The 23,924-nt window shown below is 72.8% G+C and carries 24 protein-coding genes; 18 read left to right on the top strand and 6 right to left on the bottom strand.

All coding sequences use genetic code 11. The features are described from left to right. Window positions 1-7 precede the first annotated feature (7 nt). Window positions 8-778 (bottom strand): cupin domain-containing protein, encoded by a 771-nt coding sequence (locus ACRWK8_RS15105; RefSeq protein ID WP_431871009.1) that lies wholly within the window; start codon window positions 776-778, stop codon window positions 8-10. Window positions 779-982: 204 nt separating this feature from the next. On the opposite strand from ACRWK8_RS15105, the gene ACRWK8_RS15100 reads away from it, so the two are divergent. Continuing rightward, complete coding sequence (locus tag ACRWK8_RS15100) at window positions 983-2,029, top strand: LacI family DNA-binding transcriptional regulator (protein WP_431871007.1); 1,047 nt, start codon at window positions 983-985, stop codon at window positions 2,027-2,029. A gap of 29 nt (window positions 2,030-2,058) precedes the next feature. On the opposite strand, the gene ACRWK8_RS15095 is transcribed toward ACRWK8_RS15100, so the two are convergent. Continuing rightward, a complete protein-coding gene (locus tag ACRWK8_RS15095; RefSeq protein WP_431871005.1) occupies window positions 2,059-3,108 on the bottom strand; it encodes a LacI family DNA-binding transcriptional regulator in 1,050 nt (349 codons plus the stop codon). A gap of 252 nt (window positions 3,109-3,360) precedes the next feature. Here ACRWK8_RS15095 and ACRWK8_RS15090 point away from each other — a divergent pair, with 252 nt between their 5' ends. From ACRWK8_RS15090 to ACRWK8_RS15060, 7 genes are all read left to right on the top strand, one after another. Further along, on the top strand, window positions 3,361-4,110 hold the full coding sequence (locus tag ACRWK8_RS15090; protein ID WP_378737886.1) for an ABC transporter permease: 750 nt from the start codon (window positions 3,361-3,363) through the stop codon (window positions 4,108-4,110). Window positions 4,111-4,248: 138 nt separating this feature from the next. Beyond that, on the top strand, window positions 4,249-5,304 hold the full coding sequence (locus ACRWK8_RS15085) for an ABC transporter substrate-binding protein (protein ID WP_378737884.1): 1,056 nt from the start codon (window positions 4,249-4,251) through the stop codon (window positions 5,302-5,304). A 2-nt stretch (window positions 5,305-5,306) separates the two neighbouring features. After that, complete coding sequence (locus tag ACRWK8_RS15080; protein ID WP_431871002.1) at window positions 5,307-6,140, top strand: ABC transporter ATP-binding protein; 834 nt, start codon at window positions 5,307-5,309, stop codon at window positions 6,138-6,140. 47 nt (window positions 6,141-6,187) lie between these two features. Continuing rightward, window positions 6,188-7,348 carry a Gfo/Idh/MocA family protein gene (locus tag ACRWK8_RS15075; RefSeq protein ID WP_378737880.1) on the top strand — a complete coding sequence of 387 codons (1,161 nt, stop codon included), beginning with the start codon at window positions 6,188-6,190 and terminating at the stop codon, window positions 7,346-7,348. Beyond that, a complete protein-coding gene (locus tag ACRWK8_RS15070; RefSeq protein WP_431870999.1) occupies window positions 7,345-8,601 on the top strand; it encodes a dihydrodipicolinate synthase family protein in 1,257 nt (418 codons plus the stop codon). Before ACRWK8_RS15075 ends, ACRWK8_RS15070 begins: the two co-directional genes overlap by 4 nt. Further along, entirely contained in the window at window positions 8,598-9,485 is an 888-nt protein-coding gene (locus tag ACRWK8_RS15065; RefSeq protein ID WP_431870997.1) for a sugar phosphate isomerase/epimerase family protein, read from the top strand. The genes ACRWK8_RS15070 and ACRWK8_RS15065 overlap by 4 nt, the downstream gene beginning before the upstream one ends. Window positions 9,486-9,704: 219 nt before the next feature. Then, window positions 9,705-12,470: a PQQ-dependent sugar dehydrogenase gene (locus tag ACRWK8_RS15060; RefSeq protein ID WP_431870995.1), complete on the top strand. Its 2,766-nt coding sequence runs from the start codon at window positions 9,705-9,707 to the stop codon at window positions 12,468-12,470. 74 nt (window positions 12,471-12,544) lie between these two features. Here ACRWK8_RS15060 and ACRWK8_RS15055 read toward each other — a convergent pair whose 3' ends face one another. Then, window positions 12,545-12,739, bottom strand: a complete 195-nt coding sequence (locus ACRWK8_RS15055; RefSeq protein ID WP_378737872.1) for a DUF1918 domain-containing protein — start codon at window positions 12,737-12,739, stop codon at window positions 12,545-12,547. 185 nt (window positions 12,740-12,924) lie between these two features. Here ACRWK8_RS15055 and ACRWK8_RS15050 point away from each other — a divergent pair, with 185 nt between their 5' ends. Then, a complete protein-coding gene (locus tag ACRWK8_RS15050; protein ID WP_431870993.1) occupies window positions 12,925-13,131 on the top strand; it encodes a hypothetical protein in 207 nt (68 codons plus the stop codon). A 70-nt stretch (window positions 13,132-13,201) separates the two neighbouring features. On the opposite strand, the gene fdhA is transcribed toward ACRWK8_RS15050, so the two are convergent. Both fdhA and ACRWK8_RS15040 read right to left on the bottom strand, forming a co-directional pair. After that, window positions 13,202-14,422, bottom strand: a complete 1,221-nt coding sequence (gene fdhA / locus ACRWK8_RS15045) for a formaldehyde dehydrogenase, glutathione-independent (RefSeq protein ID WP_378737868.1) — start codon at window positions 14,420-14,422, stop codon at window positions 13,202-13,204. 93 nt (window positions 14,423-14,515) lie between these two features. Then, window positions 14,516-14,980, bottom strand: coding sequence for a hypothetical protein (locus ACRWK8_RS15040; protein WP_378737866.1), 465 nt, complete (start codon window positions 14,978-14,980; stop codon window positions 14,516-14,518). 202 nt (window positions 14,981-15,182) lie between these two features. Here ACRWK8_RS15040 and ACRWK8_RS15035 point away from each other — a divergent pair, with 202 nt between their 5' ends. The 8 genes from ACRWK8_RS15035 (at window position 15,183) to ACRWK8_RS15000 (ending at window position 22,288) form a co-directional block, all read left to right on the top strand. Next, window positions 15,183-15,887, top strand: a complete 705-nt coding sequence (locus ACRWK8_RS15035; protein ID WP_378737864.1) for a DsbA family protein — start codon at window positions 15,183-15,185, stop codon at window positions 15,885-15,887. A gap of 5 nt (window positions 15,888-15,892) precedes the next feature. Further along, window positions 15,893-16,876, top strand: a complete 984-nt coding sequence (locus ACRWK8_RS15030) for a cytochrome c biogenesis CcdA family protein (protein ID WP_431870990.1) — start codon at window positions 15,893-15,895, stop codon at window positions 16,874-16,876. 16 nt (window positions 16,877-16,892) lie between these two features. After that, window positions 16,893-18,146 carry a PQQ-binding-like beta-propeller repeat protein gene (locus ACRWK8_RS15025; protein ID WP_431870988.1) on the top strand — a complete coding sequence of 418 codons (1,254 nt, stop codon included), beginning with the start codon at window positions 16,893-16,895 and terminating at the stop codon, window positions 18,144-18,146. A gap of 56 nt (window positions 18,147-18,202) precedes the next feature. Beyond that, window positions 18,203-18,583, top strand: coding sequence for a BlaI/MecI/CopY family transcriptional regulator (locus ACRWK8_RS15020; protein ID WP_431870986.1), 381 nt, complete (start codon window positions 18,203-18,205; stop codon window positions 18,581-18,583). Continuing rightward, window positions 18,580-19,521: a M56 family metallopeptidase gene (locus tag ACRWK8_RS15015; RefSeq protein ID WP_431870984.1), complete on the top strand. Its 942-nt coding sequence runs from the start codon at window positions 18,580-18,582 to the stop codon at window positions 19,519-19,521. Before ACRWK8_RS15020 ends, ACRWK8_RS15015 begins: the two co-directional genes overlap by 4 nt. Before the next feature lie 92 nt (window positions 19,522-19,613). After that, window positions 19,614-20,345, top strand: coding sequence for a hypothetical protein (locus ACRWK8_RS15010; RefSeq protein WP_431870982.1), 732 nt, complete (start codon window positions 19,614-19,616; stop codon window positions 20,343-20,345). A gap of 178 nt (window positions 20,346-20,523) precedes the next feature. Next, window positions 20,524-21,183, top strand: a complete 660-nt coding sequence (gene leuE / locus ACRWK8_RS15005) for a leucine efflux protein LeuE (protein ID WP_378737852.1) — start codon at window positions 20,524-20,526, stop codon at window positions 21,181-21,183. A gap of 436 nt (window positions 21,184-21,619) precedes the next feature. Further along, complete coding sequence (locus tag ACRWK8_RS15000; protein WP_431870980.1) at window positions 21,620-22,288, top strand: DUF899 domain-containing protein; 669 nt, start codon at window positions 21,620-21,622, stop codon at window positions 22,286-22,288. Between the two features lie 43 nt (window positions 22,289-22,331). On the opposite strand, the gene ACRWK8_RS14995 is transcribed toward ACRWK8_RS15000, so the two are convergent. Further along, entirely contained in the window at window positions 22,332-22,928 is a 597-nt protein-coding gene (locus ACRWK8_RS14995; RefSeq protein WP_378737848.1) for a TetR/AcrR family transcriptional regulator, read from the bottom strand. An 80-nt stretch (window positions 22,929-23,008) separates the two neighbouring features. On the opposite strand from ACRWK8_RS14995, the gene ACRWK8_RS14990 reads away from it, so the two are divergent. Next, entirely contained in the window at window positions 23,009-23,881 is an 873-nt protein-coding gene (locus ACRWK8_RS14990) for an oxidoreductase (RefSeq protein ID WP_431870978.1), read from the top strand. The last annotated feature ends 43 nt before the right edge of the window (window positions 23,882-23,924 follow it).

Below are 23,924 nucleotides of genomic sequence, written 5' to 3'. Positions count from 1 at the left end.
CCCCGCGTCACTCGGTGCGCTCGGTTCTCTCGTACTTGTCGAGGCGCCCGCACATGCCCCAGGCCGGGACGGACCCGCCCCGGTGGACGGACGCCGAGGCCAGGTGGGAGGCGTCGCCCTCCGCGAGCGCGTCGAGGTGGGCGGCGGTGCGGGCGACCTCGGCGGCCGGTCCGCGCTCGAACCGGGTCCGCCAGTCGGGCAGGCGGGCGGAGACCAGGCGCAGGGCGGCGGTGTGGAGGTCGGTCAGCGCGGAGGTGTCGCCCGATTCCAGGCGGTTCCGCAGTCGGGTGAAGCCGGACACGGCGAGTTCGCGCCGCTCACGTGCCGAGCCCTCGGGGTCGGCGGGGTCGAGGGCCGCCGCCCTCGCGTAGGCGGCCGGGTCGGCCAGGACCTCGAAGGGGAAGGTGAGGACGGCGTCGCCGGCCTCGGGCAGGCCCGCGTTCTGCATGAGGACGATCATGCGCAGGTCACCGTGGTTGATCAGGCGGTGCACGGTCCCGGGGGTGAACCAGAGGAGGTCGCCCTCGGTGAGCGGCGTGGACGCGAAGCCCGACATGGTCAGGGTCTGCACGGCCCCCGAACCGCCGGTGACCGCGTACGCCTCGGTGCAGGCCAGGTGGAGGTGGGGGGTGCCGCCGCACAGGCCGTCGGACCCCGGCGCGGCGGGCCAGTCGTAGACGCGCAGCCCGGACAGTCCGATCCCTCCGGGCAGCGCGGGGAGGTCGTGTGGCGGCGGTGTCGGTGCGTCAGTGCTGGCTGGCTGGGGAAACGGGTTCACCGCGGCTCCCGGGACGCGTGGGGGAAAGCGCTTTCTATGCCGAGAAAGTACGTTCGGTCCCCGCTGGCTGTCAAGGTCCCCAGGGGCACTCGATTCCCGCCTGCACCGGACGGGGAACTTCGCCATACTGCTGGGAACGCCTCCCCGGACGGCGCTGGCGGCAGCGCGGTCGGGAGGTTCCGGGAACGGGGGAGCAGGGCGGAGATGGCCACCACACTCGCTGACGTGGCGCGGCGGGCCGGGGTGTCACCGGCGACGGTGTCCCGGGTCCTCAACGGCAACTACCCCGTGGCCCGGGCGACGGCGGAACGGGTCCACCGGGCCGTCGCCGAGCTGGACTACGTGGTCAACGGCAACGCCCGCGCCCTGGCGGCGGCCAGCTCCGACCTGATCGGTGTCCTGGTGCACGACGTCGCGGACCCGTTCTTCGGGGTGATCGCCAGCGGTATCCAGGACGCCATGGCCGAGGGCGACGTCCTGGCCGTCGTGTGCAACACCGCCAGCTCCGCCGAACGGGAGCTGCGCTACCTCCGGCTCCTGCGCAGACAGCGGGCCAGGGCCGTGGTGCTCACCGGGGGGTCGGTCAACGACCCCGGACACCGCGCCGCCCTCCTCGACCAGGTCACCGAGTTCACGTCCGCCGGATCCCGCGTCGTCCTGTGCGGCCGACCGCCCCTGACCGGCCACGACGGCGCGCGGCTACCGGGGGTGGTCGCGGTCGACTTCGACAACGGCGAGGGGGCCCGCGAGCTCACCGCGCATTTGGTCGCGTCGGGGCACCGGGGGATCGGCTACCTCACCGGGCCGGAACACCGGACCACCTCGCGGCTGCGGTTGGACGGCCACCTCCGGGCCTTGGCCGACGCGGGCCTGTCCGAGGAGAGCTGCCCCGTGGTGACCTGCGACTTCGACCGGGAGTCGGGGCGGGCCGGGGTGGCGGAGCTCCTGCGCCGCGCACCCGGTCTCACGGCGGTGGTAGCGGGCAACGACAACGCGGCGCTCGGCGCCCTCGCGGAACTCCGCTCGCGCGGACTGGACGTGCCTGGGGACGTCTCGGTGGCCGGGTTCGACGACCTCCCGTTCAGCCGTGACGCCGTTCCCGCGCTGACCACCGTGCGCATCCCGCTGGCCGACGCGGGTCGCACCAGCGGCCTGCTCGCGCTCGGCGCCCGGGAGGATCCGCCCGGTGGGGCCCTGACCGTGCGCACCGAACTGGTCGTCCGCGACTCCTCCGGACCGGCTCCCGGGTAGGCCCCCGGGCGGTGGGACTCCGGGCGGGCTCACCCCCCGAGGGGCGGGCAGGAGTCGCGCAGGATGACCTGGCCCGGCACGGAGACGTCCTCCGTGAGCGGGGCCCCGGGGTCCAGGGCGAGGTCGGCGGCCCGGCGCCCTATCGCGGCGAGCGGGAACCGCACGGTCGTGAGCTGCGGGGTGACGTCGGCCGCGGTCTCGATGTCGTTGAACCCCGTGACGGCGACGTCCCGGCCCGGCTGGATGCCGTTGTCGCGCAGGGCGGTCATCGCGCCGACCGCCATGAAGTCGTTGCCCGCGCACAACACGTCGACGTCCCTGATCCGACCCGACCGGATGAGCCGGAGGGTGGCGCGGTAGCCGCCGGAGCGGTCGAAGGAGTCGTTCTCGACCACGGAGATCCCCCCGCCCCGGGTCGCGAGCCCCTGCCGCAGGCCCTCCGTCCGCTCCGCCACGGTCTCCAGGGATTCCGCGCCCGTGACCATCGCGGCCTCGCGGTACCCGATCCCGGCGATCGCGGTCCCGAGCTCCCTGGCCCCGGCGGTGTTGGCGGGGTGCACCGCGCCGAGGCCGCCCACCGGCTGGCTGAGGAAGAGGGTTCGGCCGCCTCCGTCCGCGAATCCCCGCAGTTCCGCGAGCAGCGCGTCCGTGTGGGGGTTGCCCGCGATGCGGCTGCCGCCGACGAGGATGGCCCGGGGCCGCTGCCCCCGGATCGTCCGGACGGAGGTGAGCTCCCGCTCGCTGTCGCGCGCCGTGATGGCGATGGTCACGATCACCCCGTGGTCGCGGGCGGAGTCAGCGACCCCGGCGGCCAGGGCGGAGAAGTACGGGTCGTCGATACTGCTGACGAGCAGGGCGAGCACCGGAGCGTTGCCCCGGGCCATGGCCTGCGCGGACAGATCCGTCCGGTAGTCGAGTTCGCGGGCGGCGCTCAGGACCCGCTCGCGGTGTTCGCGGCCGACCTTGCGGTCGCTCTCGTTGAGTACCCGGGAGGCCGTCGCCAGGGACACCCCGGCCCGTGCGGCCACGTCGGTGAGGGTCGGGTTTCCGCTGGATGCCCTGGTCCTCGTCTTGCGCATTTTCCGTCCCGTCCCTCGTGGGGGCATTGACACCCCACCTACGCGAACTTAATATTCCGGAAACGGGAAAGCGCTATCCCGCTTCCGGATCATCTGGGTAAGCGCTTTCCATCATAGCCGAGGCTTCTTCCGCCATCCCCCGAAGTGCGACACGAGGTCCGTATGACTCCACAGACTCAGCCCGCCCCAGCCCCCTCGCCCACGCAGGCCACCGCGGGGACGCGGCGTGGACGTCGCCCCTCGCTCGGGGCGGTGGCCCTGTACCCCGCCACGTTCCTCGCGCTGCTGGTGGTGGCCTGGTTCGCGGTCACGACCACGGGCCTGGTCCAGCCCTACATCATCCCCTCGCCCGTCGACACGTGGAAAGCGTTTACCGACAACCCCGAGTACCTGTGGGGCCACACGCTCGTCACCACGGGGGAGACCCTCGCCGGGTTCGTCATCGCGGCGGTGGTCGGCGTCCTCGTCGCGGTGCTGATGGTCTACTCGCCCACACTGGAGAAGACCTTCTATCCGCTGATCCTCTTCGCCCAGGTCATCCCGAAGATCGCGATCGCGCCGCTGTTCGTGGTGTGGCTCGGCTTCGGCGCCAGCCCGAAGGTCCTCGTGGCCGTGCTCATGGCCTTCTTCCCGGTGGTCATCTCCGGGATCAGCGGCCTGCGGTCGGTCGACCCCGAACTCCTCGAACTCACCTCCACCATGGGCGCGTCCCGGATCAAGACCTTCTGGAAGGTCCGCTTCCCGGCGGCCCTGCCCGAACTGCTGTCCGGCCTCAAGGTCGCCGCGACCCTCGCTGTCACCGGCGCCGTCGTGGGCGAGTTCGTCGGAGCCAACTCCGGTCTGGGCTTCGTCATCCTCCAGGCGAACGGCAACATCGACACCGCCATGCTCTTCGCCGCGCTGATCATCATGTCCGCGCTGGGCGTCCTGCTGTTCGCGATCATCCAGGTCGCGGAGACGCTCCTCATCCCCTGGCACGCCTCGCGCCGCAACCGGGGCTGAGCCGCTCCGACCCCGCGTCCGCGCCCCTCGCGCGGACCCCGGGCCCGCACCCCCCTCCGAACACCGAAAGCCCGGACCCCGGGCCACCCTGGCCTCCGTGCCTCCCCAGCAGTACCCGGAACTCCCGAAGGACCCCTCATGGCCTCTCGAAACTCCCGCACCGCGCGGTACGGCACCCCCTCACGCCCGGCCCTGACCGCCCTCGTCGCCGGGGCGAGCGCCCTGGCCCTCGTCGCCTGCGGCGGCGGGGACGGCGAGACCGGCGGGAGCGGCGACACCGACGCGGTGACGTTGCAGCTCAACTGGTACCCCTACGGCGAACACGCGCCCTTCTACTACGGCGTGGAGGAGGGGATCTTCGAGGAGCACGGGATCGACCTCACCATCGAGGCGGGGCAGGGCTCCGCCCGGACCGTGCAGGCCGTCGGCCAGCAGGACTTCGACTTCGGCTGGGCCGACACCCCCGCGCTGCTCGCCAACGTGGACGAGGGCGTGGACGTGCGCTCGGTCGGCGTCTACCTCCAGTCCACCCCCGCCGCCGTGCAGTACTTCGCCGAGACCGACATCTCGGGGCCGGACGACCTCCGGGGCAGGACCATCGCGGTCTCCGCCGGTGACGCGGTCACCCTCACCTTCCCCCTGTACCTGGAGGCCGTGGGCCTGTCCGAGGACGACGTCGAGCAGCAGAACCTCGACTCGGCGGGCAAGAACGCGGCGCTGATCTCCGGCCAGGTGGACGCGCTCATCGGCTTCGGCCACGACCAGGGCCCCAAGATCTCCGCCGAGAGCGGCAAGGAGGTCAACTACCTGCGCTACTCCGACGCCGGGCTGAGCTTCTTCAGCAACGGGCTGCTCGCCCACAGCTCCACGATCGCGGACGACCCCGACCTGGTCCAGCGCATGGTCACGGCGACCACGGCGGCCTTCACCGCCGCACAGGAGTCGCCGGAGGACGCGGTCGCGTCCATGGAGGGCCAGAACCCGCAGATGCCCAGCGGCGAGGTGCTCCTGGAGCAGTGGCAGGGCACCATCGAGCTGCTCCACACCGAGAACAGCGAGGGCCTGGAGCCGGGCCACACCTCCGAGGACGACTGGCGGGGGACCATCGAGGTCCTCGCCGAGGCCGGGCTGATCAACGAGGCCAAGGAGACCAGCACGTACTTCGACGCCTCCTTCACCACGGAAGGGCAGTGAGCATGTTCGCCAGAACAGCCGACCGCGCCCGGGACGGAGCCGGTTCCGGGCCGCCCGCGGAGCAGGGACCGATGGTCGACATCCACGGGGTCGACGTCACCTTCCGGACCAAAGACCGTACGGTGCACGCGCTCAGCGGCATCGACCTCACCATCCAGCACGGCGAGTTCCTCAGTATCGCGGGCCCCTCCGGTTGCGGGAAGTCCACGCTGCTGCGGGTGATCGCCGGGCTCACCGCGACCAGCGCGGGCGGGGTGACCCTGCGAGGGACACCCGTGGAGGGTCCCCGCCGCGACGTCGGGTTCGTCTTCCAGCGGGCCGCGCTCCTGGACTGGCGCAACGCCCGCGACAACATCCTCTTCCAGGCCGAGATGCGCGGGCTGCCCAAGGCGTGGGCGCGCAGGCGTACCGACGAGCTCATGGAGATGACCGGCCTCACCGGCTTCGAGAAGGCCATGCCCTTCGAGCTGTCCGGCGGCATGCAGCAGCGGGTCTCCCTGTGCCGCGCCCTCCTGCACGAACCCGACGTGCTGCTCATGGACGAGCCCTTCGGCGCTCTCGATGCGTTGACCAGGGAGAACATGAACGTGGAACTCCGCCGGATCTGGGAGGACACCGGTATGACGGTGGTCCTGGTGACGCACTCGGTGGCCGAGGCCGTGTACCTGGCGTCCCGCTCCGTGGTCATGGGGCCGCGCCCCGGCCGCGTGATCGAGGAGTTCGACATCGCCATCCACGGCCACCGCGAGTACGAACCCACCCTGGAGAACCCCGAGTTCCAGCGCGTGACCGCCAGGATCCGCGAGCTCCTGGGCTCCACCGCCACCGCCGACTGACCCCGAGCCACGGTCGACCGACCGCAACTGGACAGGACCTGCACGACATGACGACACAGACGATCGGGATCATCCTCAACGGCGTCACCGGCCGCATGGGCTACCGCCAGCACCTGGTGCGGTCCATTCTGGCCATCCGGGACGAGGGCGGGCTCGCCCTGCCCGACGGCTCCCGGGTGCCGATCCGCCCCGTCCTCGTGGGGCGCGACAAGGAGAAGCTCGACCGCATCGCCCTGCGGCACGATGTCGAGGAGTACACGACCGACCTCGACGCGGCGCTGTCCGACGACGGGCTGGGCGTCTACGCGGACTTCCTGCTCACCAGCGCCAGGGTCCCCGCCCTGCGCAGGGCCATCGCGGCGGGGAAGGCGATCTACAGCGAGAAGCCGACCGCCGAGACCCACGCGGAGGCCGAGGAACTGGCCCGGGAGGTCGAGCGCGCGGGCCTGCACAACGGTGTGGTGCACGACAAGCTCTACCTGCCGGGACTGCTCAAGCTGAGGCGGCTGGTCGACTCCGGCTTCTTCGGGCGGGTCCTCTCGGTGCGCGGCGAGTTCGGCTACTGGGTGTTCGAGGGCGGGTGGCAGCCCGCCCAGCGGCCCAGCTGGAACTACCGCAAGGAGGACGGCGGCGGGATCGTGGTGGACATGTTCCCGCACTGGAACTACGTCTTCGAGCACCTCTTCGGGCCGGTGCGCTCGGTGTACGCGCACACCGCCACGCACATCCCGGAGCGCGTCGACGAGCACGGCGCCTCGTACGCCGCGACCGCCGACGACGCCGCGTACGCGATCTTCGAGGTGGGCGAGGGCACCGTGGTGCAGATGAACTCCAGCTGGTGCGTGCGGGTGGACCGCGACGAACTGGTGGAGTTCCAGGTGGACGGCACGCACGGCTCGGCGGTGGTGGGGCTGTTCAACGGGCGGGTGCAGACCCGCGAGACGACGCCCCGGCCGGTGTGGAACCCCGACCTCGCGGACGCCCACGACTACCGGGCGGACTGGAGCCGGGTGCCCGACAACGCGGAGTTCGGCAACGGGTTCCGCGCGCAGTGGGAGGAGTACCTGCGCGACCTCGTCGCTGGACGGCCGCACCGGTTCGACTTCGCGTCGGCCGCGCGCGGGGTGCTGCTCGCGGAGCGGGGCCTGGAATCCGCCGCCACGGGTCGGCGGATCGCCCTCGGCACGAACGCGGAGGCGCGGTCATGACGGGAGCCACCCCCGGGGACGCGGCCGAGGATTCCGCCGACCCCGCCACCGCGCCACGAGTGCTGCTGCCGCGCGCCTCGGGCCGCGTCGACCAGCTGGACCTCGCGGCCGCGCCGGAGCCGGTCCCGCCGCGCGGACACCACCGGGTGCGGTCGGTGTACGCCGCCGCCCACGTGGTGCCGGTGCCCTGGGGGGCCAACGTCCCCGGTGCCCCCGCCGAGGTGGACTGGGAATCCACCCTGGGGTTCCGCCGACGGGTGTGGGGCCTGGGCCTCGGGGTCGCGGAGGCGATGGACACCGCCCAGCGGAACATGGGGCTGGACTACGCCGCCACCCGTGAACTGGTGGAGCGCACGGCCCGCGCCGCCACGGAGTTCGGCCGGGAGCACGGTGTCCCCACCCGGGACCTCGTCGTCTCAGGCGTCAACACCGACCAGCTCCCGGACGCCCCGGTCAGTCTCGACCGGGTGGTAAGCGCTTACCGGTCCCAGCTCGAGCACGTGGAGTCCACCGGTTCGGGGGTCGTGCTCATGGCCAGCAGGCACCTAGCGGCGGCGGCCCGCGACGCCGCCGACTACGCGAAGGTCTACGCCGAGGTGCTTGGGGCAGCACGGACCCCGGTGGTCCTGCACTGGTTGGGCGAGGCCTTCGACGCCCGCCTCGCCGGGTACTTCGGGTCGCGGGACACGGCCGAGGCCATGGACACCGTGGTGGACCTCATCGAGGACCACGCCGACCGCATCGCCGGGATCAAGCTCTCCCTGCTGGACGCGGCGGCCGAGCGCTCGCTGCGCTCCCGGCTGCCGGACGGGGTCCGCATGTACACCGGCGACGACTACAACTACGTGGACCTGATCCTCGGAGACGGCGAACACCACTCCGACGCCCTGTTGGGCGCCTTCGCCGCCGTCACCCCCCAGGCGTCGGCGGCGCTCACCGCCCTGGAGGCCGGTGACACCGCCGCCTACCGGCGGGTGCTCGGACCCACCGAGGAACTGTCCCGGCAGGTCTTCGCGCCGCCCACCCAGTACTACAAGACCGGGGTGGCCTTCCTGGCCTGGCTCAACGGGCTCCAGCCGGGGTGGTCGATGGTGGGCGGGCTGCACTCGGCCCGGAGTCTGCCGCACCTGTCCCGAGTGATCGAACTGGCCGACGCGTGCGGCGCCCTCGCGGACCCCGCGCTCGCCGCGCGGAGGTGGCGGAACCTGCTGCTGACACACGGTGTGACCGAGGAGAGGAAGGGGCGGACGTGAGCGCCGTGCGGACGGACACCGAGCGGTTCTCGCTCAACCAGGCCACCATCAAGCGGGCCGACCTGGCGGCCACGATCGACCACGCCGTGGCCGCCGGGGTCGGGGCGGTGGGACTGTGGCGCGACCGGGTCGCGGAGGCGGGCCTGCCCGAGGCCGCCGCCCGTCTGGCCGACTCCGGGCTCCGCTTCTCCAGCCTGTGCCGGGGCGGGTTCGTCACGGACCCCGGCACGGCCGACGACCAGTGGAAGGAGAACCTCCGGGCGCTGGACGAGACCGCCGCGCTGGCCGAGGCCGGGGCCCCGGGTTCGGCGCCGGTGCTCGTACTGGTCCTCGGCGGGTTGCCGCCCGGGGACCGGGACCTCGCGGCGGCCCGGGAGCGGGTACGGGCGGCGCTGCGCCGCCTCGCGCCGGAGGCCCGGGCACGCGGGGTGCGGCTGGGCGTCGAACCCATGCACCCCATGTTCTGCGCCGACCGCGCGGTGGTCTCCACCCTCGGACAGGCCCTCGACCTGGTCGCTGACCTCGATCCGGAGACGGTCGGGGTGGTCGTGGACACCTACCACGTGTGGTGGGACCCGCAGGTGCTGCCGATGATCGCGCGGGCCGGGGCGGAGGGGCGGATCGTCTCCTACCAGGTGTGCGACTGGCTCACCCCGATTCCCGAGGGCGCGCTCCTGGGCCGGGGGCTGCCGGGAGAGGGCCATGTCGACTTCGCGTCCCTGACCCGCGCGGTGGAGGCGACCGGGTACCGCGGGGACGTCGAGATCGAGGTGTTCCACCAGCGGGTGTGGGACGCGCCCTTCGCGGACGTGGTCCGGGACTGCGTCCGCGCCTTCGGTGAGGTCATCTCCCCCCACCTCACCCCGCCCGCAGGGCGGGCCTGACCCGTCCGGTGCCGACCTCCCGGGGGATCGGCACCGGACCCCCACCCCCCCGGCGTCACGGACCGGCGCCGCACCCCGGCCGAGCACGCTCCGTCACCCCCCGAAGGAGAACCGACGATGCGAGGCGCCGATCCCGTGTCCCCCCGTCCGAGACCACCCAGGCCACCCGTACCGAGGATCGCGGCGGCGACCACGGCCTGCGCACTCCTCGCCTCGCTCATGTCGGCGGCACCCGTCACGGCGGCGGAGGGCACCCTCGCCGGTCCGCCCGACGCGGTGGCCGACGGCTTCCGGCCCCTGGCGGTCTTCGACGACTACGCCAACGGCAGCCTGCGCGGCCAGGGTCCCTGGCACGTCAACACCCCCGGAGCCCCGGACGGCGCGGTCGTCTCGGAGGAGGCACCGGCCTCGCTCTCCGGCAAGGCCATGAGCGTCCTGCTGTCCGAACGCCCCGAGCCGGTCCGGTACCGGGGCAACGCCTATGCCGAACTCGGTGACCTCGCCGTGGAGGCGGACGCCACGGGCACCGTCTTCTGGGAGTTCGTCGCGGACGACCTCGCGGCCACCGGGCTCGACATCGGGCTGAGCGCCAACCCCACTCCCGGGCTGGGCGCCGACACCACGGGCAACCCCTTCGACCCGGACGACTTCGGCCCGCACGTCACCCTGGACGAACGGGGCCTCGTGGCCCGGGACGGGGCCGGGGAACGGGTCCTCGACACGGAGATCACCGACGGCGAGCGGTACGCGGTGTGGCTGGTCGTGGACAACGCGGCCGACACCTACCGGGTGCACGTCGCGGTCGCGGGCGGAGACCCCGTACCGGCCCGGGGCCCGGACGGCGACACCGAGTTCGCCTTCCGGACCGCGGGGGAGGCGGATCTCCGCACGTTCCTGCTGCTCAACGACGCCGACGAGCCGCCCTCGGGCGACACCCACCTCGACAACATCCACCTGGCCCCGGACGCGGACTCCACGGCCAACCCCGCACCGGAGTACGCCGAGGTGGTCGACTTCGACGCCTACGAGGCGACCGCGCTCGACGGTCAGGACGGGTGGCGCGCCGACGCCGACGTGCGGGTCGTGGCGGACCCCACGGGGCCGGATCCCCGCCAGGTCGTGGAGATGACCGGCGACGGCCTGGCCGCCGACCGTGCGGTGCCGGAGATCGCGGACGGGGCGACCGGAACGCTGTTCTTCCGCGTGCACCGGGACGCCGACCTCGACACCTCCCTGGGTCTGACCGAGGTGGCCGACCCCGGCGGCTTCGACGACATGCGGGCGCAGGCCAACGTCCAGAACTCCGACATGCTCAACGTCCGGGACGGCGACTCCTTCGCCGAGGCCGGATCCTGGCCGTCCGGTACGTGGCAGTGCGTGTGGATGGTGGTCGACAACGACGCCGACACCGTGCGCGCCTACAGCAGGGGCGGCCCGTACCGCACCACCACCCGGCTGCCGGTGGGGGAGGAGGCCGAGTTCGCCCTGCGCTCCTCGGTCGAGGACGGTCTGGACCGGTTCCTCGCCCTCAACGGGGCGGACAGCGCCGGACGCCTGCTCGTGGACGACGTCGCCGTGGACCGGCACAGCGCGAACCTGCGCGTGCCCAGCGGCGACGCGGGTGACTGCGAGGTCGTGGACGACGGTGAGGGGCCGGTGGAGACCCCGATCCCCGAGACACCGCTGCCCTCCGGGGTCACGCTCCAGGTGGAGGAGCTCACCCGGCTTCCCGAGACCGACGGCGACGGCGGCGCGCGGATCAACTTCGTCTCGGAGGTTCCCGGGCCGGACGGGGGATCGGGGCGTCTGGCCGTTCCCGACCTCAACGGCCCGCTGTACCTGGTGGACGAGGAGACCGGCGCGGCCACCGAGTACCTCAACGCCGGTGACGCGTTCCCCGACTTCGTCATCCGGCCCTCCCTCGGCACCGGGCTGGGCTTCGTCGCCTTCCACCCCGGGTTCGCGGACAACGGCCGCTTCTACACGGTGCACACCGAGGCCGGTCGGGCCCTGGAGACCCGGACGCCCACGCACGAGCCGCCCGAGGACACACGGGTGCACGGTGTGGTCACGGAGTGGACCGCCGACGATCCGGCCGCCGACGTCTTCGCCGGTGAACGTCGTGAGGTCCTGCGGATCGGGTACAGCCGCTTCCTGCACGGGATGCAGCAGATCGGCTTCGACCCGACCGCCGCGCCGGGCGACCCCGACCACGGGCTGCTCTACGTCGCCTCCGGTGACGGGGACGAGGTGCCCGACTTCCGCCCGAACCCGCTGGACCCCGGCCAGCCGCAGGGGAAGGTCCTGCGGATCGACCCCGAGGGGGACGACGGGCCCGGCGGCACCTACGGCATCCCACCCGACAACCCATTCGTGGGCGACCCGGACGCCCTGGGTGAGGTCCACGGCCTCGGCATGCGCAACCCGCACCGGTTCACCTGGGACCCGGAGGACGGGCGCATGTTCGTCGGGATGATCGGTGAGCAGTCGATCGACTCCGTCTACGAGCTCAGGCCGGGTGACGACTTCGGCTGGAACGAGCGGGAGGGCGGGTTCCGCTTCGACCGGTCCGATCCGTCCAACGTCTACCCGCTGCCGGAGGACGACGCGGAGAACGGCTACACCTATCCGGTGGTCTCCCTCGGACGGAACTCCGGGGTGTCACTGGTCGGCGGGTTCGTCCCGAGGGGCGGCCCGTACCCGGTCCTGGAGGGCCGGTACCTCTTCGGTGACATCGTCAGCGGCGAGATCAGGTTCGCGGACACGGCCGAGATGGTCCGGGGCGGTGACCGGGCGCCGTTCTACGAGGTGGGTCTGGTGGACGCGGCCGGTCAGCCCACGGACATGCGCGAACTGGCGGGCGACACCCGGGTGGACCTGCGGTTCGGTCAGGACGCCGAAGGCGGCCTGTACCTGCTGTCCAAGGCCAACGGGAAGGTCTGGCGGGTCACCGCCGCCACCGAGGAGGCCGTCACCCGGGAGTAGGCGGCCCCGCCCCTCCCGCCCCGGAACCGACCCCTCCGGCCCGACCTGCACTCGGGCCGGAGGGGTCCTCCTCGTCAGTCGCTCGGGGTACGGGGGTGCACCACGGTCCGGGGGCCCGGGTAGACCACCCGCTCCTCACCGTCGGCGAAGCGGACGAGGTAGGGCGGACCGTCGTCCGCCCCGAGGACGTCGATGATCTCCGCCTCGTGCTCCCCCCGGGAACTGGTGACCCCGTGAGTGTGCAGCTGGTCTCCGATGGTGGCGCGCATGCGTACTCCCGACGGTTCGACGACCGGCCTCCCCCAGGCCGGTCACAGTCGGGTGGTACCCGCTCACAAGTCCGGACGAACCATGTCCACCTGGGAAGACACCGTCGCTTTCGGGTGAACGGTCACACTTGGGGGTGAGGGCGGACCGGGCGCGGGGACCGGCGCGCCCCTCGCATAATGAACGGGTGGACAAACTCTCCCCGATCATCGCGTTCGTCGTTTTCATGGGTGTGTTCGTGCTGTCACGGACCCCCGTCCGGGACTTCCTGGAGTCCTGGGTCGCCCTGGAGGGGGTGATCCTCGGCCTGACCTCGCTCGTGGCCTCGATGGGCGTCGCCGCCCTCGCCGCCGGGGCGGTGCTCTACGTGTCCCGGCTGATCACCGGGGAGTAGTCCCGCTCTCCGGTGGACGACCGGAGAGCGGTGGTCCGCGAGCCGGGCCCACGACCCGTTCGCGGCGCGGTCAGCCGGTGCCCAGGTAGCCGTTCGGGTCGAGCACGTACTTGCTCGCGGCCCCCTTGTCGAAGGACTGGTACCCCTCGGGCGCGTCCTCCAGCGGGATGGCGACGGCGTTGACGGCGTCCGCGATCCGGACGCGGTCGTTGAGGATCGCGGCCATCAGTTCCCGGTGGTACTTCATCACCGGGCACTGGCCGGTGAAGAAGGCGTGCGACTTCGACCAGCCGAGCCCGAACCGGATCGACAGCGAACCGACCTTCGCGGCCTCGTCGGCGGCGCCCGGGTCGCCCGTCACGTACAGGCCCGGGATGCCGATGGCGCCGCCCGCCTTGGTGACGTCCATCGCCGTGTTCAGGACGCTCGCGGGTGCCTCCTTGGCGGCCTGGTCGCCGGTCCCGTGCGCCTCGAACCCGACGGCGTCCACGGCGCAGTCCACGGCCGGAACACCGAGCAGCTGCTCGATCTGGTCGCCGGGGTCGCCCTCGGCGACGTTGACGGTCTCGCAGCCGAACCCGCGCGCCTGGGCGAGCCGGTCCTCGTTGAGGTCGCCGACGATCACCACCGCCGCGCCCAGCAGCTGGGCCGAGGCCGCCGCCGCGAGCCCGACGGGTCCGGCTCCGGCCACGTAGACCGTGGAACCCACGCCCACTCCGGCGCTCACGCACCCGTGGTAGCCGGTCGGGAAGATGTCCGAGAGCATCGTGAGGTCCATGATCCGCTCCAAGGCCTGGTCGCGGTCGGGAAACCTCAGCAGGTTCCAGTCGGCGTAGGGCACGAGCGCGTACTGGGCCTGTCCGCCGACCCAGCCGCCCATGTCGACGTAGCCGTAGGCGGAGCCGGGGCGGTCCGGGTTGACGTTGAGACAGATCTCCGTGTGCCGGGCCTTGCAGTTCACACAGCGCCCGCACGCGATGTTGAAGGGGACCGAGACGAGGTCGCCCACCTGGACGAACTCGACGTCGGGGCCCCGCTCGACCACCTCGCCGGTGATCTCGTGTCCCAGGACCAGCCCCTGGGGCGCGGTGGTGCGGCCCCGGACCATGTGCTGGTCACTGCCGCAGATGTTGGTGGCGACGACCTTCAGGATCACGCCGTGGGGGACCTCGCGCCCCACGTTCGCCGGGTTGACGCCGGGTCCGTCCCGCAGGACGAAGTCCGGGTACGCGATGTCCTCGACCTCGACCCTGCCCGGGCCCTGGTAGACGACTCCTCTGTTGCCGGTCATGGTCCCTCCTACCTCCCGCCCCGGCGGCCTCACGGCTCCGGCGCGTGTGGTTCCGTTCCCACGTCCCCCCTCCATTTCCGCTGGAGGCCCCGGCTAATCGGACCCGCGCGAACCTCGGGCCGAGGTCGGGAGCGGGCAGGAGGCGTTCGCGCGGAGCCGGGCACGCAGGGCCACGACCAGCAGGACGATCCCGGCGGCGGCGAGGAACGGCTGGAGCGGCGCGAACCAGGCCATCGCGCCACTGGTACCCAGCGCCAGCAGGACGATCTTGTTACAGACCGGGCAGCCGATCGCGAACCAGGCGAGCAGCCCGCCGCCGAGGCCGCGTCCGCCGCCCGGTCCGTCGGAGCCCTCCGGGACCGGGCGGGTGTACGTGGCCAGGAGCAGACCGGACAGCACGGAGGCGGCCACCCACACGGGGTGGGACCACCAGGTGGGTTCGATCTCACGAGCGAAGATCCCGTTGGGGATGAGCACGGCGGGCAGGCCGAGGACCAGCAGCGTGAGCGCGGTCCCGGCCGCGGCGGTCGCCCACTGGCGGATTCCCCAGTCGCGCATGGTCCGTCCTTCCGGGAGAGTGGGCGGGGGCGGTGTACCGGCATGCCCCGACGTTGTTTCTATGGAGCATAGAGTACTCTCTATCTGCCATAGAAAACGGGGGAGCGGCATGCCGAAGGAAGCCAGGACACCACAGGACGCGGACCGCGGGGGCCAGAGGGCCAGGGGAGCGGACCCACGCGAGAGGACCGGCAGGGGCGGGATGTCGCCGCTGCTCATCGGCGGGGCCGTCACGGTCGCCCTGGTGGTCGCCGTGGTCATCGGACTACGTATGGAGGGGGGCGAAGGGGAGCAGGGGACCCCCGAGGCGGCCTCGGCGGTCGACCACGTCGACGCCGAACAGCGCGAGTGGGGGCAGGCCCTGGCCCGCCGTAACGCCGACGACCCGATGGCCCTGGGCAGCGAGGACGCTCCCGTGGTCCTGGTCGCCTACTCGGACTTCGCCTGCCCCTACTGCGCCTCCTGGGCACAGGAGACCCAGCCGGAGCTGGTCGAGCGCTACGTGGACTCCGGTGACCTGCGGATCGAGTGGCGGGAGTTCCCCTACCTGGGCGACCTGTCCACCACCCTCTCCCTCGGGGCGGCCGCCGCCGGGAAGCAGGAGGCGTTCTGGGAGTACCAGGAGGCCGTGTTCGCCCAGCAGGACGAGCTCAAGTCCGCCGACGACCCCGACGCGGTCCTCGACGGCATCGTCGCGGACCTCGGGCTCGACGCCGACCGGTTCCAGGAGGACCTGGACGCCGAGCGGACCAGCATCGAGGTCGGCCACGACTTCGTGGAGGGCCAGCAGATCGGCGTGAGCGCCACCCCGGCCTTCATCGTCAACGGCGACCCGATCATGGGCGCGCAGCCCCTGGACGTGTTCGTGAAGAGCGTGGACACCGCGCTCGCCGCGGCCGGGGAGTGACCGCAGTGGACATCGGATTCGTCGCCGCGATCCTCGGCGGGCTGCTGGCGCTGCTCAGCCCGTGCAGCGCCCTGCTCCTGCCCTCGTTCTTCGCCTACGCCTTCCGGGACACCGGGCGGCTCCTGCTGCGCACGGGCGTCTTCTACGTGGGGCTCTGCCTGACCCTGGTGCCGCTCGGCGCGGGTTCGGCCATGGTGAGCGTCCTCTTCCACGGGCACCGCGACCTGCTCATCTCGGTGGCGGGCGGCCTGATCATCGCCTTCGGCGTCGCGCAGATCCTCGGGCTCGGCTTCACCTGGGGCGTCCTGGCGCGGGCGCAGAGCCGGTTCGCCGGAGGCCGGGGCAACCTGTCCGTCCTGGGGCTGGGCGCCGTCTACGGGCTGGCCGGGTTCTGTTCCGGTCCGATCCTCGGCGCGGTGCTCACCGTCGCGGCGACCGGGACCCCCGTCCGGGGCATGTTCCTGATGGCCGCCTACGCGCTGGGCATGGTCCTGCCGATGTTCTTCCTGGCGCTGCTCTGGGACCACTTCGACCTGGGCGGACGGCGCTGGCTGCGTGGCCGCGTCGTCGAACTGGGCCCGCTCCGCACGCACACGACGGCGCTGCTGTCCGGCGGCCTGTTCGTGGGGATCGGCGTGCTGTTCGTGGCCTTCGACGGCACCGCCTCGATGACCCTCCCCGGTGCCGGCTGGATGGCGGAGACCGCCGACCGCGCCCAAGGGGAGTTCGCACGACTCGGGACCAGCACCGACCTGGTCGCCCTGGTGGCGCTGGCCCTGGTGGTCGCCCTGGTCGCGGTCGCCGCCCTCCGTTCGCGGCGCCGGAACCACGACGGGGAGGAGACCGGCGGGGGCGGGAACGCGGCGGTGGAGGACACCGAAGAGGTCGGAGCCGGGAAGCACCCGGCCGGGGAACACGGGGCCGGGGAAGCAGGAGCCGGGAGGCACGACTCCCCGAACCCCGGACGGGCGCCCGGGCGTGCGGAGTAGTGCGCGGCCCCGCACGATGCGGACCGCCGTCCTCGCGGCACCCCTGGCGGCCCTCCTCCTGGCGGTGGCCTGCGCTCCCCGACAGGGCGGAACGTCCGGCGTGGAACCGCGCGACACCCCGGCGGCGCCCCCGCCGAGCGTCACCGGCTCCCTCCCGCACCCGGTGGAGGGGCCGCCCCTGTGGACGGCGCCCTTCTCCTCCGAGCCCAGGGCGGCGGGCTCCTCCTTCGTGGGGGTGTCCCAGGAGAGGGCCGGCGGCCCGCTGCACTTCCTGGGCGTGGACCGGGACGGGGTCACCCGCTGGGCCACGGAACGGGACCCGAGCTGCACCGGGTTCACGGTCGCGCGAGCGGAGGAGGGCGGGGACGAGTTCGTCGTGCTGCTGGACCGCGAACCCGACCCGGACGGCGGTGTCCTCGCCCACGTGACCACTGCCTCCGCCCACGACCCCGACACCGGCGAACTCCGGTGGGGGCCGACCGAGGTGCCCGGGACGCTGGTCGGACCCGGCCTGGTGTTCGCCGCCGTGGCGGGCAGCGTCATGAGCGAGGAGACCGGCCCGAGGACGGCGCTGGCGGCGACCACGGGGGAGGTGGTCGCGGACGAGGACGACGGGGACGCCGTCCTGCACGAACACCACGGCACGCTGCTGCTGCACCGGGACGGCGCGCTACGTGCCGTCGGCCCCGGCGGGGAGGGGTTGTGGACCCACGCCGACCTCGCGGTCCCGGACCCGCTCGGCGACCGTCCGGTCGCGGCCGGGTACGGGCCCCGGCCCTCCAGCGACTCCAGCTCCGCCGTGGTCCTGGAGTGGACGGCGGACCCCGCCGAGCGCGGGGAAGAGGCCCGGGACGCGCTGCTGTACACGGTGCACCACCTGCGGACCGGCGCACGCCTGCTGACCCTCGACCCCGGCACCCGCCCCCGCCTGCTCGGAGACGGCCGGGGCCGCACGGTGGTCCTCGGCACCCCGGCCGCAGGAGGGGAGGCCCGGCTGTACGGCCTGGCCGCCACGGAGCCCGCGCCGGTCTGGGAGCTGCCCGCCCGCCCGGGCGAACGCCTCGCCGGTCTGGTCGGCGGCACCCTCTACACGGACGTCCCCGAGGGCGGGACCGGTCGCGCGGTCGACGCCGCCACCGGGGACGTCCCCGCCGAGCTCCCCACGGAGGTCGCGGACCGGATCCCGGTGGCCGCGCTCCCCGGCGGTCCCGCCCTCCTCCAGGTCCCCGAGGGCGGGGGCGGTGCGCTCGCCGCACTGCCCGTCAGCTGAACGGGGGCCGGGATTGCCTATTCTTGGACGGAGAAGCGCATGACGAACGGTGGACCATGAGAAACACGGTTCCGGGGCTCGGGTCACTGGAGTCCGCGGTGATGGCGGTCCTGTGGGCCGCCGGACGCCCCCTGAGCGTGCGCGAGGTGGTCGACGGCCTGGCCGACCGCGAACCGGCCTACACCACCATCTCCACGGTGCTGGAGAACCTGCGCCGCAAGGACTGGGTCGACCGGGAACGCACCGGCCGCCTGTGGTTCTACCGCGCGCTGCGCGACCGGGCATCGTACGCGGCCGACCGCATGCACGGGGCCCTGGACGACAGCGGAGACTCCGAGGTGGCCCTGCTGCGGTTCGTGGACCGCATGGACCCGCGCGACCTCGACCTCCTCCGTGACCTGCTCGCCGACATCCCCCGGCCGGAGGACGACCCGTGACCTGGTCCGTGGCGGCCCTGACGGCGGTCCTGCTGTGGAGCACGGCGGGCCCCCGGGCCCTGCGCGCGTTCCAGGAGCGTCGGGGCGCCAGCGCCCGGGCCATGCTCGCGCTCTGGACGCTCACCACGGTCGCGTGGCTGCTGGCCTGCGCGGTCCTGCTCGCCACCCTGGCCACGCGGGTGATGGGCCCGGGGGTCAAGGCCTTCGTCGCCGCGTGCGTGGACCTGTTCCAGGCGGTCCAGCAGAACGGGGCGGAGAGCGGGGTGGCCGCCGCCGGTCTGCTCGGCGCCCTCGGTCTGGCCCGCCTCGGGTGGACGGCGGTGCGCCGCGGCCGGGACCGACGCGCCTGGACCCGGGAACACGGCCGGGCCCTCGCCTCGGTCGGGGACCGCCGCGTCCTGCACCTGAACCGGGTCTGGCTGCTGGAGGACCCCGAGCCCGCCGCCTACTGCCTGCCCGGCCGCCGCTTCGGGATCGTGGTCACCAGGGGCGCGCTCGACCGGCTGACCGGGCCCGAACTCCGCGCGGTGCTCGCCCACGAACGGGCCCACCTGAACGGCCGCCACCACCTCCTGGTCACCTGGACCAGGCTGCTGGACACCGCCTTCCCCGGGGTCCCGCTGCTGCGCGCGGCGGCCCGGGAGGTCCCCGAACTCGTGGAATGGGTGGCCGACGACCACGCGGCCCGTGAGGCGGGCCCGCACGCCCTGGCCCACGCCCTCGGGATCATGGCCGGGGCCCGGGGGCCCGAACCGGCGCTCTCGGTGACCGGTGCCTGCCCGGTGCGCCGGGTGAGCCGCCAGGTGCGGCCCGCCCGGGTGACCGCCGGACCGGGTGCCTACGTCCTCGCCGCGCTGGTGGTGATCCTGCCCTTGGTGCTCACGGTCCTGGCCACCGCGTTGAACGTCGCCGTCCCGCACTGCGACTGCGTGGGCTGAGCACCGGGGGCGGCGCGCACACGACCCCCTCCGACCGGACACGGCCACGGAGATCCGTGGCGTCGCCGGGGCCGTTGGGTCATGCTGGGGTCGTGCAGAGCGAGATCGAGGACGTGTACCGGGTGTTCGCGCGCTACCCCCGACCCGTGAGGGTGGAGGGGTGCCAGCACTGCGTCACCGAGGACGACCACCGTGACCTGCTCGGGGCTCCGCTCCGGGAACTGGACGCCGAGCGGCTGCGCCGGTACTCCCACAAGGCCCTGAACACCTGGGGTGACGTGGACGACCTGCGCCACTTCCTGCCCCGGCTGCTGGAACTCTCCCTCCGTGGTGACGCCGACCTCCACGGGCTCTTCGCCAAACTCCGTCAGGCCGGGTGGACCGACTGGCCCGAGGAGGAACGCGCGTCACTGCGCGCCTGCCTGTCCGTCTGGTGGGAGCTCGGCCTCACCGAGGAGGAGCGCGCGCACGCGTCGTGGGGGACGCTCACGGAGTCCGGCGACGACCCCGGCCCCTACCTGGAGTCGTGGTGGGGGCGGAGTACCCCGCAGGCACTGTGGACCCTGGTCGAGCTGGTGGGCGAGGTCGCGCACACCACGCCCCGGGCCCGCGACGAGCGCGTGGTCGCGTGGCTGGCGACCACCCGGGGGTGGATGGAGGAGGCGTTCTTCGAGGTGTCCGAGACCGGTCAGGCCGAGCTGGCCGAGGCCCTCTCGGAGGCCCGCCAACTCCTGGACCTGGTCACCCTCGACGAGACGGTCGCCGGAACCGGCGGCACCGGCTCGTCGGAGTCCGGAACCGACGGGTCGGCGGACCCGCGCTGAGGGGCCCGCCGGGAGCGTGTTTCCGTCGTGGCCGGGGCCATGTCCCGGGTACGCCAGGACCTCCCGCGCGGACGTGGGGGCAGGGCGGTGCCACCGGGAGGCGGTCGTCGGCCTGGGACGGGTCGGCAAACGGCGGCCGGGGTGCGCGGGCCCGACGGCCGGATGAAACACTGCGGCCATGCTCGGTATCACCGACCTGCCGACCTACCTGGCGGGACTCGTCCTCATCGTGCTCCTGCCGGGGCCGAACTCCCTCTACGTGCTCTCCGTCGCCGCGCGCGGCGGCACCCGCACGGGCTACAGGGCCGCCGCCGGGGTGTTCACCGGCGACACCCTCCTCATGCTGCTCGCGGCGGCCGGTGCGGCGACCCTGCTCCAGACCAACCCGCTGCTCTTCACTGTGGTGAAGTACGCGGGAGCCGCCTACCTGGTCTGGATGGCGATCGGGATGCTGCGCTCCGCGCACGCCATCTGGACCTCGCGGCACCAGCGCGCCGAGGAGCAGCGGGCGGCCGACGCGGTGGGGCCCACCACGGGTGAGCGCCCCTTCCACCGGGCGCTCGTGGTGTCCCTGTTCAACCCGAAGATGATCCTCTTCCTGATCTCCTTCTTCGTGCAGTTCGTGGATCCCGCCTACGCCTACCCGGCCCTGTCGTTCCTGGTCCTGGGGCTGCTGCTCCAGGCGTTCAGCCTGCTGTACCTCTCCGTGCTGATCTTCAGCGGGACGCGGCTGGCGGCGGCCTTCGGACGGCGCAGGCGGCTCTCGGCGGGCGCCACGTCGGCGGCGGGCGCGCTGTTCCTCGGCTTCGCCGTCAAGCTCTCCGTCAGCAGCGCCTGACGGCGCCCGTTCCGCCTTCACCGGGGTCGTGGAGGAATTCCGTGATCCGTGGCGTGGTGCGGAATAGGCCCGGGGGTGGTGTCGTTACACGGTGCGGGTCGGTGCGGTTCAAGTGTCCCCCGGGCTCTAAACAAAGCCTTCAGGGAATACCGCACCCCAGTGGTGGTCAGGAGCCCTGTTGTGCCACCCGCCGTGAGGCGACCGCCGCACCGGCCCCTCGACGTTCCGAAGGCCCACCGGGAGACCCCGGTGGGCCTTCGTCGTGTTCCGTACCCTCGCGGTTCGCCCCTCCGGCCGCCCGGCGTCAGCGGTCCGACACGACCGGTCCTCGGCGGAGCCTGCCGTGGACTGTCGGACTCCGGTGGCACTGTGGACCTTCCGGTGGACGGGCCTCCACACCGCGGCGGCCCCCGCCGAACCGCCCGAGGAGGAAGCGATGTACGTGCCCGACACCGTCTCACCCGCCGAGTGGAACGCGGCCCACGAGGAGTTGCTGGCCAAGGAGAAGGAGCTGACCCGGGTCCAGGACCGGCTCGCGGCCGAGCGTCGGAGGCAGCCCGCGGTCCGGATGTCCGAGGAGTACGTGTTCACGGGAGGTAGCAGGGAGTTCTCCCTGGCGGACCTGTTCGAGGGGCGCCGTCAGCTGATCGTGTACCACTTCATGCTCCCGCCCGGTGCGGAGCACCAGTGTGAGGGCTGTTCCATGTTCGTGGACAACCTGGGCCAGCCGGAGCACCTCAACGCCCGGGACACCACGTTGGCCGTGGTCTCGCGGGCCCCGTACCCGGAGATCGCGGCCGTGCGTGAGCGGATGGGGTGGACGGTGCCCTGGTACTCGTCCTTCGGGAGCGGCTTCAACGAGGACATGGGCGTCACCGTGGACGGCGGCGAGAACTTCGGGCTGAGCGTGTTCATCCGGGACGAGGACGCCGTGTACCGGACCTACTTCACCCAGGGCCGGGGCGTGGAGAAGCTGGGCACCAGCTGGAGCCTCCTCGACCTGACCCCGCTGGGCCGACAGGAACTCTGGGAGGACAGCCCCGAGGGCGTCCCGCAGAGCGCGCCGTACGCGTGGTGGCGCCTGCGCGACGAGTACGGCACCTGATCCCGCGGCGCGAGCCGAGCCGGCGCCCCCGCGCCGGATCGGTTCAGCGCGGTTCCAGGCCGGTCATCAGCAGCCGGACCACGGCGTCCAGGTTCTCCTCGACGTCCTCGACGGTCTCGTTGGCGCTGAACGAGGCGAACCCGTGCAGGGTGGAGGCCACGGCGAAGGCGATCGTCATGGGGTCGCCCTCGATGATCTCCCCTGTGCGCTGACCCTCGGAGATGGTGTTCAGGACGATGGCGATCATGTCTCCGACGGCCGCCGCGAGCTGGTCGGAGACGTCGCTGTCGTGCTTGCGCGCGTACATCAGGTCCAGCAGGGCCGCGTTGGACAGGGCGAAGCCGACGTAGGCGCGGGCCAGCCCCAGAAGGTAGGCGCGGGTGTCCGTCTCCGAGCGGTCCCGGGTCTCCTTGGCGTGCTCCAGGGAGGCCCGGAGCCGCTGGAAGCCGTCGAGCGCGAGGGCGTCGAGCAGCGCCTGCTTGTCCTTGAAGTGCCGACCGGGCGCCGCGTGGCTGACACCGGCCTCCCGCGCGAGTTCGCGCAGCGAGAGGGCGCCGGGGCCGCGCTCGGCCAGGGTGCGCTCGGCGCTGCTCAGCAGGACGGAGCGGAGGTCGCCGTGGTGGTAGGGGCGGTCAGGCATGTCCTCCAGCATAGTCGCATGTTTGCAATGACATCATTGTTGTCATTGACAACTTCAAACGGTCTGCCTACGTTGGCGATATGAGCCGAACCAGCGTGAACCTGCCCGACCTGTCCGGAAGGACCGCCGTCGTCACCGGGGCCAACAGCGGCCTGGGACTGGAGACCGCCAGGATCCTGGCCGGACGCGGCGCCCGTGTGGTGCTGGCCGTCCGCGACACGGCCAAGGGGGAGCGCGCCGCCGCCGAGATCCCGGGTGCGACCGAGGTCCGGCGTCTGGACCTGGCCGACCTCGCCTCGGTCCGAGCCTTCGCCGCCGGGTGGAAGGGCGACCTCGCACTCCTGATCAACAACGCCGGGCTCATGGCGATCCCCGAGTCCCGCACGGTGGACGGCTTCGAGACCCAGTTCGGGGTGAACCACCTGGGCCACTTCGCCCTCACCAACCTCCTCCTGGAACACGTCACCGGGCGCGTGGTCACCGTCTCCTCCGGCCTGCACCGATCCGTCAACCGGATCGACTTCGACAACCCCGACCTGGAGGGCCGCTACACCCCCTACCGGGCCTACGGGCAGTCCAAGCTGGCCAACCTGCTGTTCACCCTGGAGCTCCAGCGCAGGCTCGACGAGGTGGGCTCGCCGGTGCTGGCCACCGCGGCGCACCCCGGGTACGCCGCCACCAACCTCCAGAGCCGCAGCGAGAACCGCCTGCACGACGCCGTCCTGCGGATCGGCAACCGGATCTTCGCCCAGAGCGCCTCCAGCGGGGTGCTGCCCACGGTCTACGCGGCCACGCAGGACGTCCCCGGAGCGTTCTTCGCCGGTCCCACCGGGCTGTTCGTGAACGGCGCGCCCGGCCCCGCCAGCCGCAGCCGCGCGGCCCTGGACACCGAGGCGGCCCGGCGGCTGTGGGACCTGTCCGAGGAGAGGACCGGGACCACGTTCCCGCTGTGACGCGCTGGCCCCGGGGACGCCGCGTCCCCGGGGCCGTCCGGCG

It is taken from the genome of Nocardiopsis eucommiae, from assembly GCF_965344335.1.
Classification (GTDB): domain Bacteria; phylum Actinomycetota; class Actinomycetes; order Streptosporangiales; family Streptosporangiaceae; genus Nocardiopsis; species Nocardiopsis eucommiae.
Note: the sequence above shows the minus strand (reverse complement) of the source record. Positions and strands in the feature narration are given on the sequence as shown.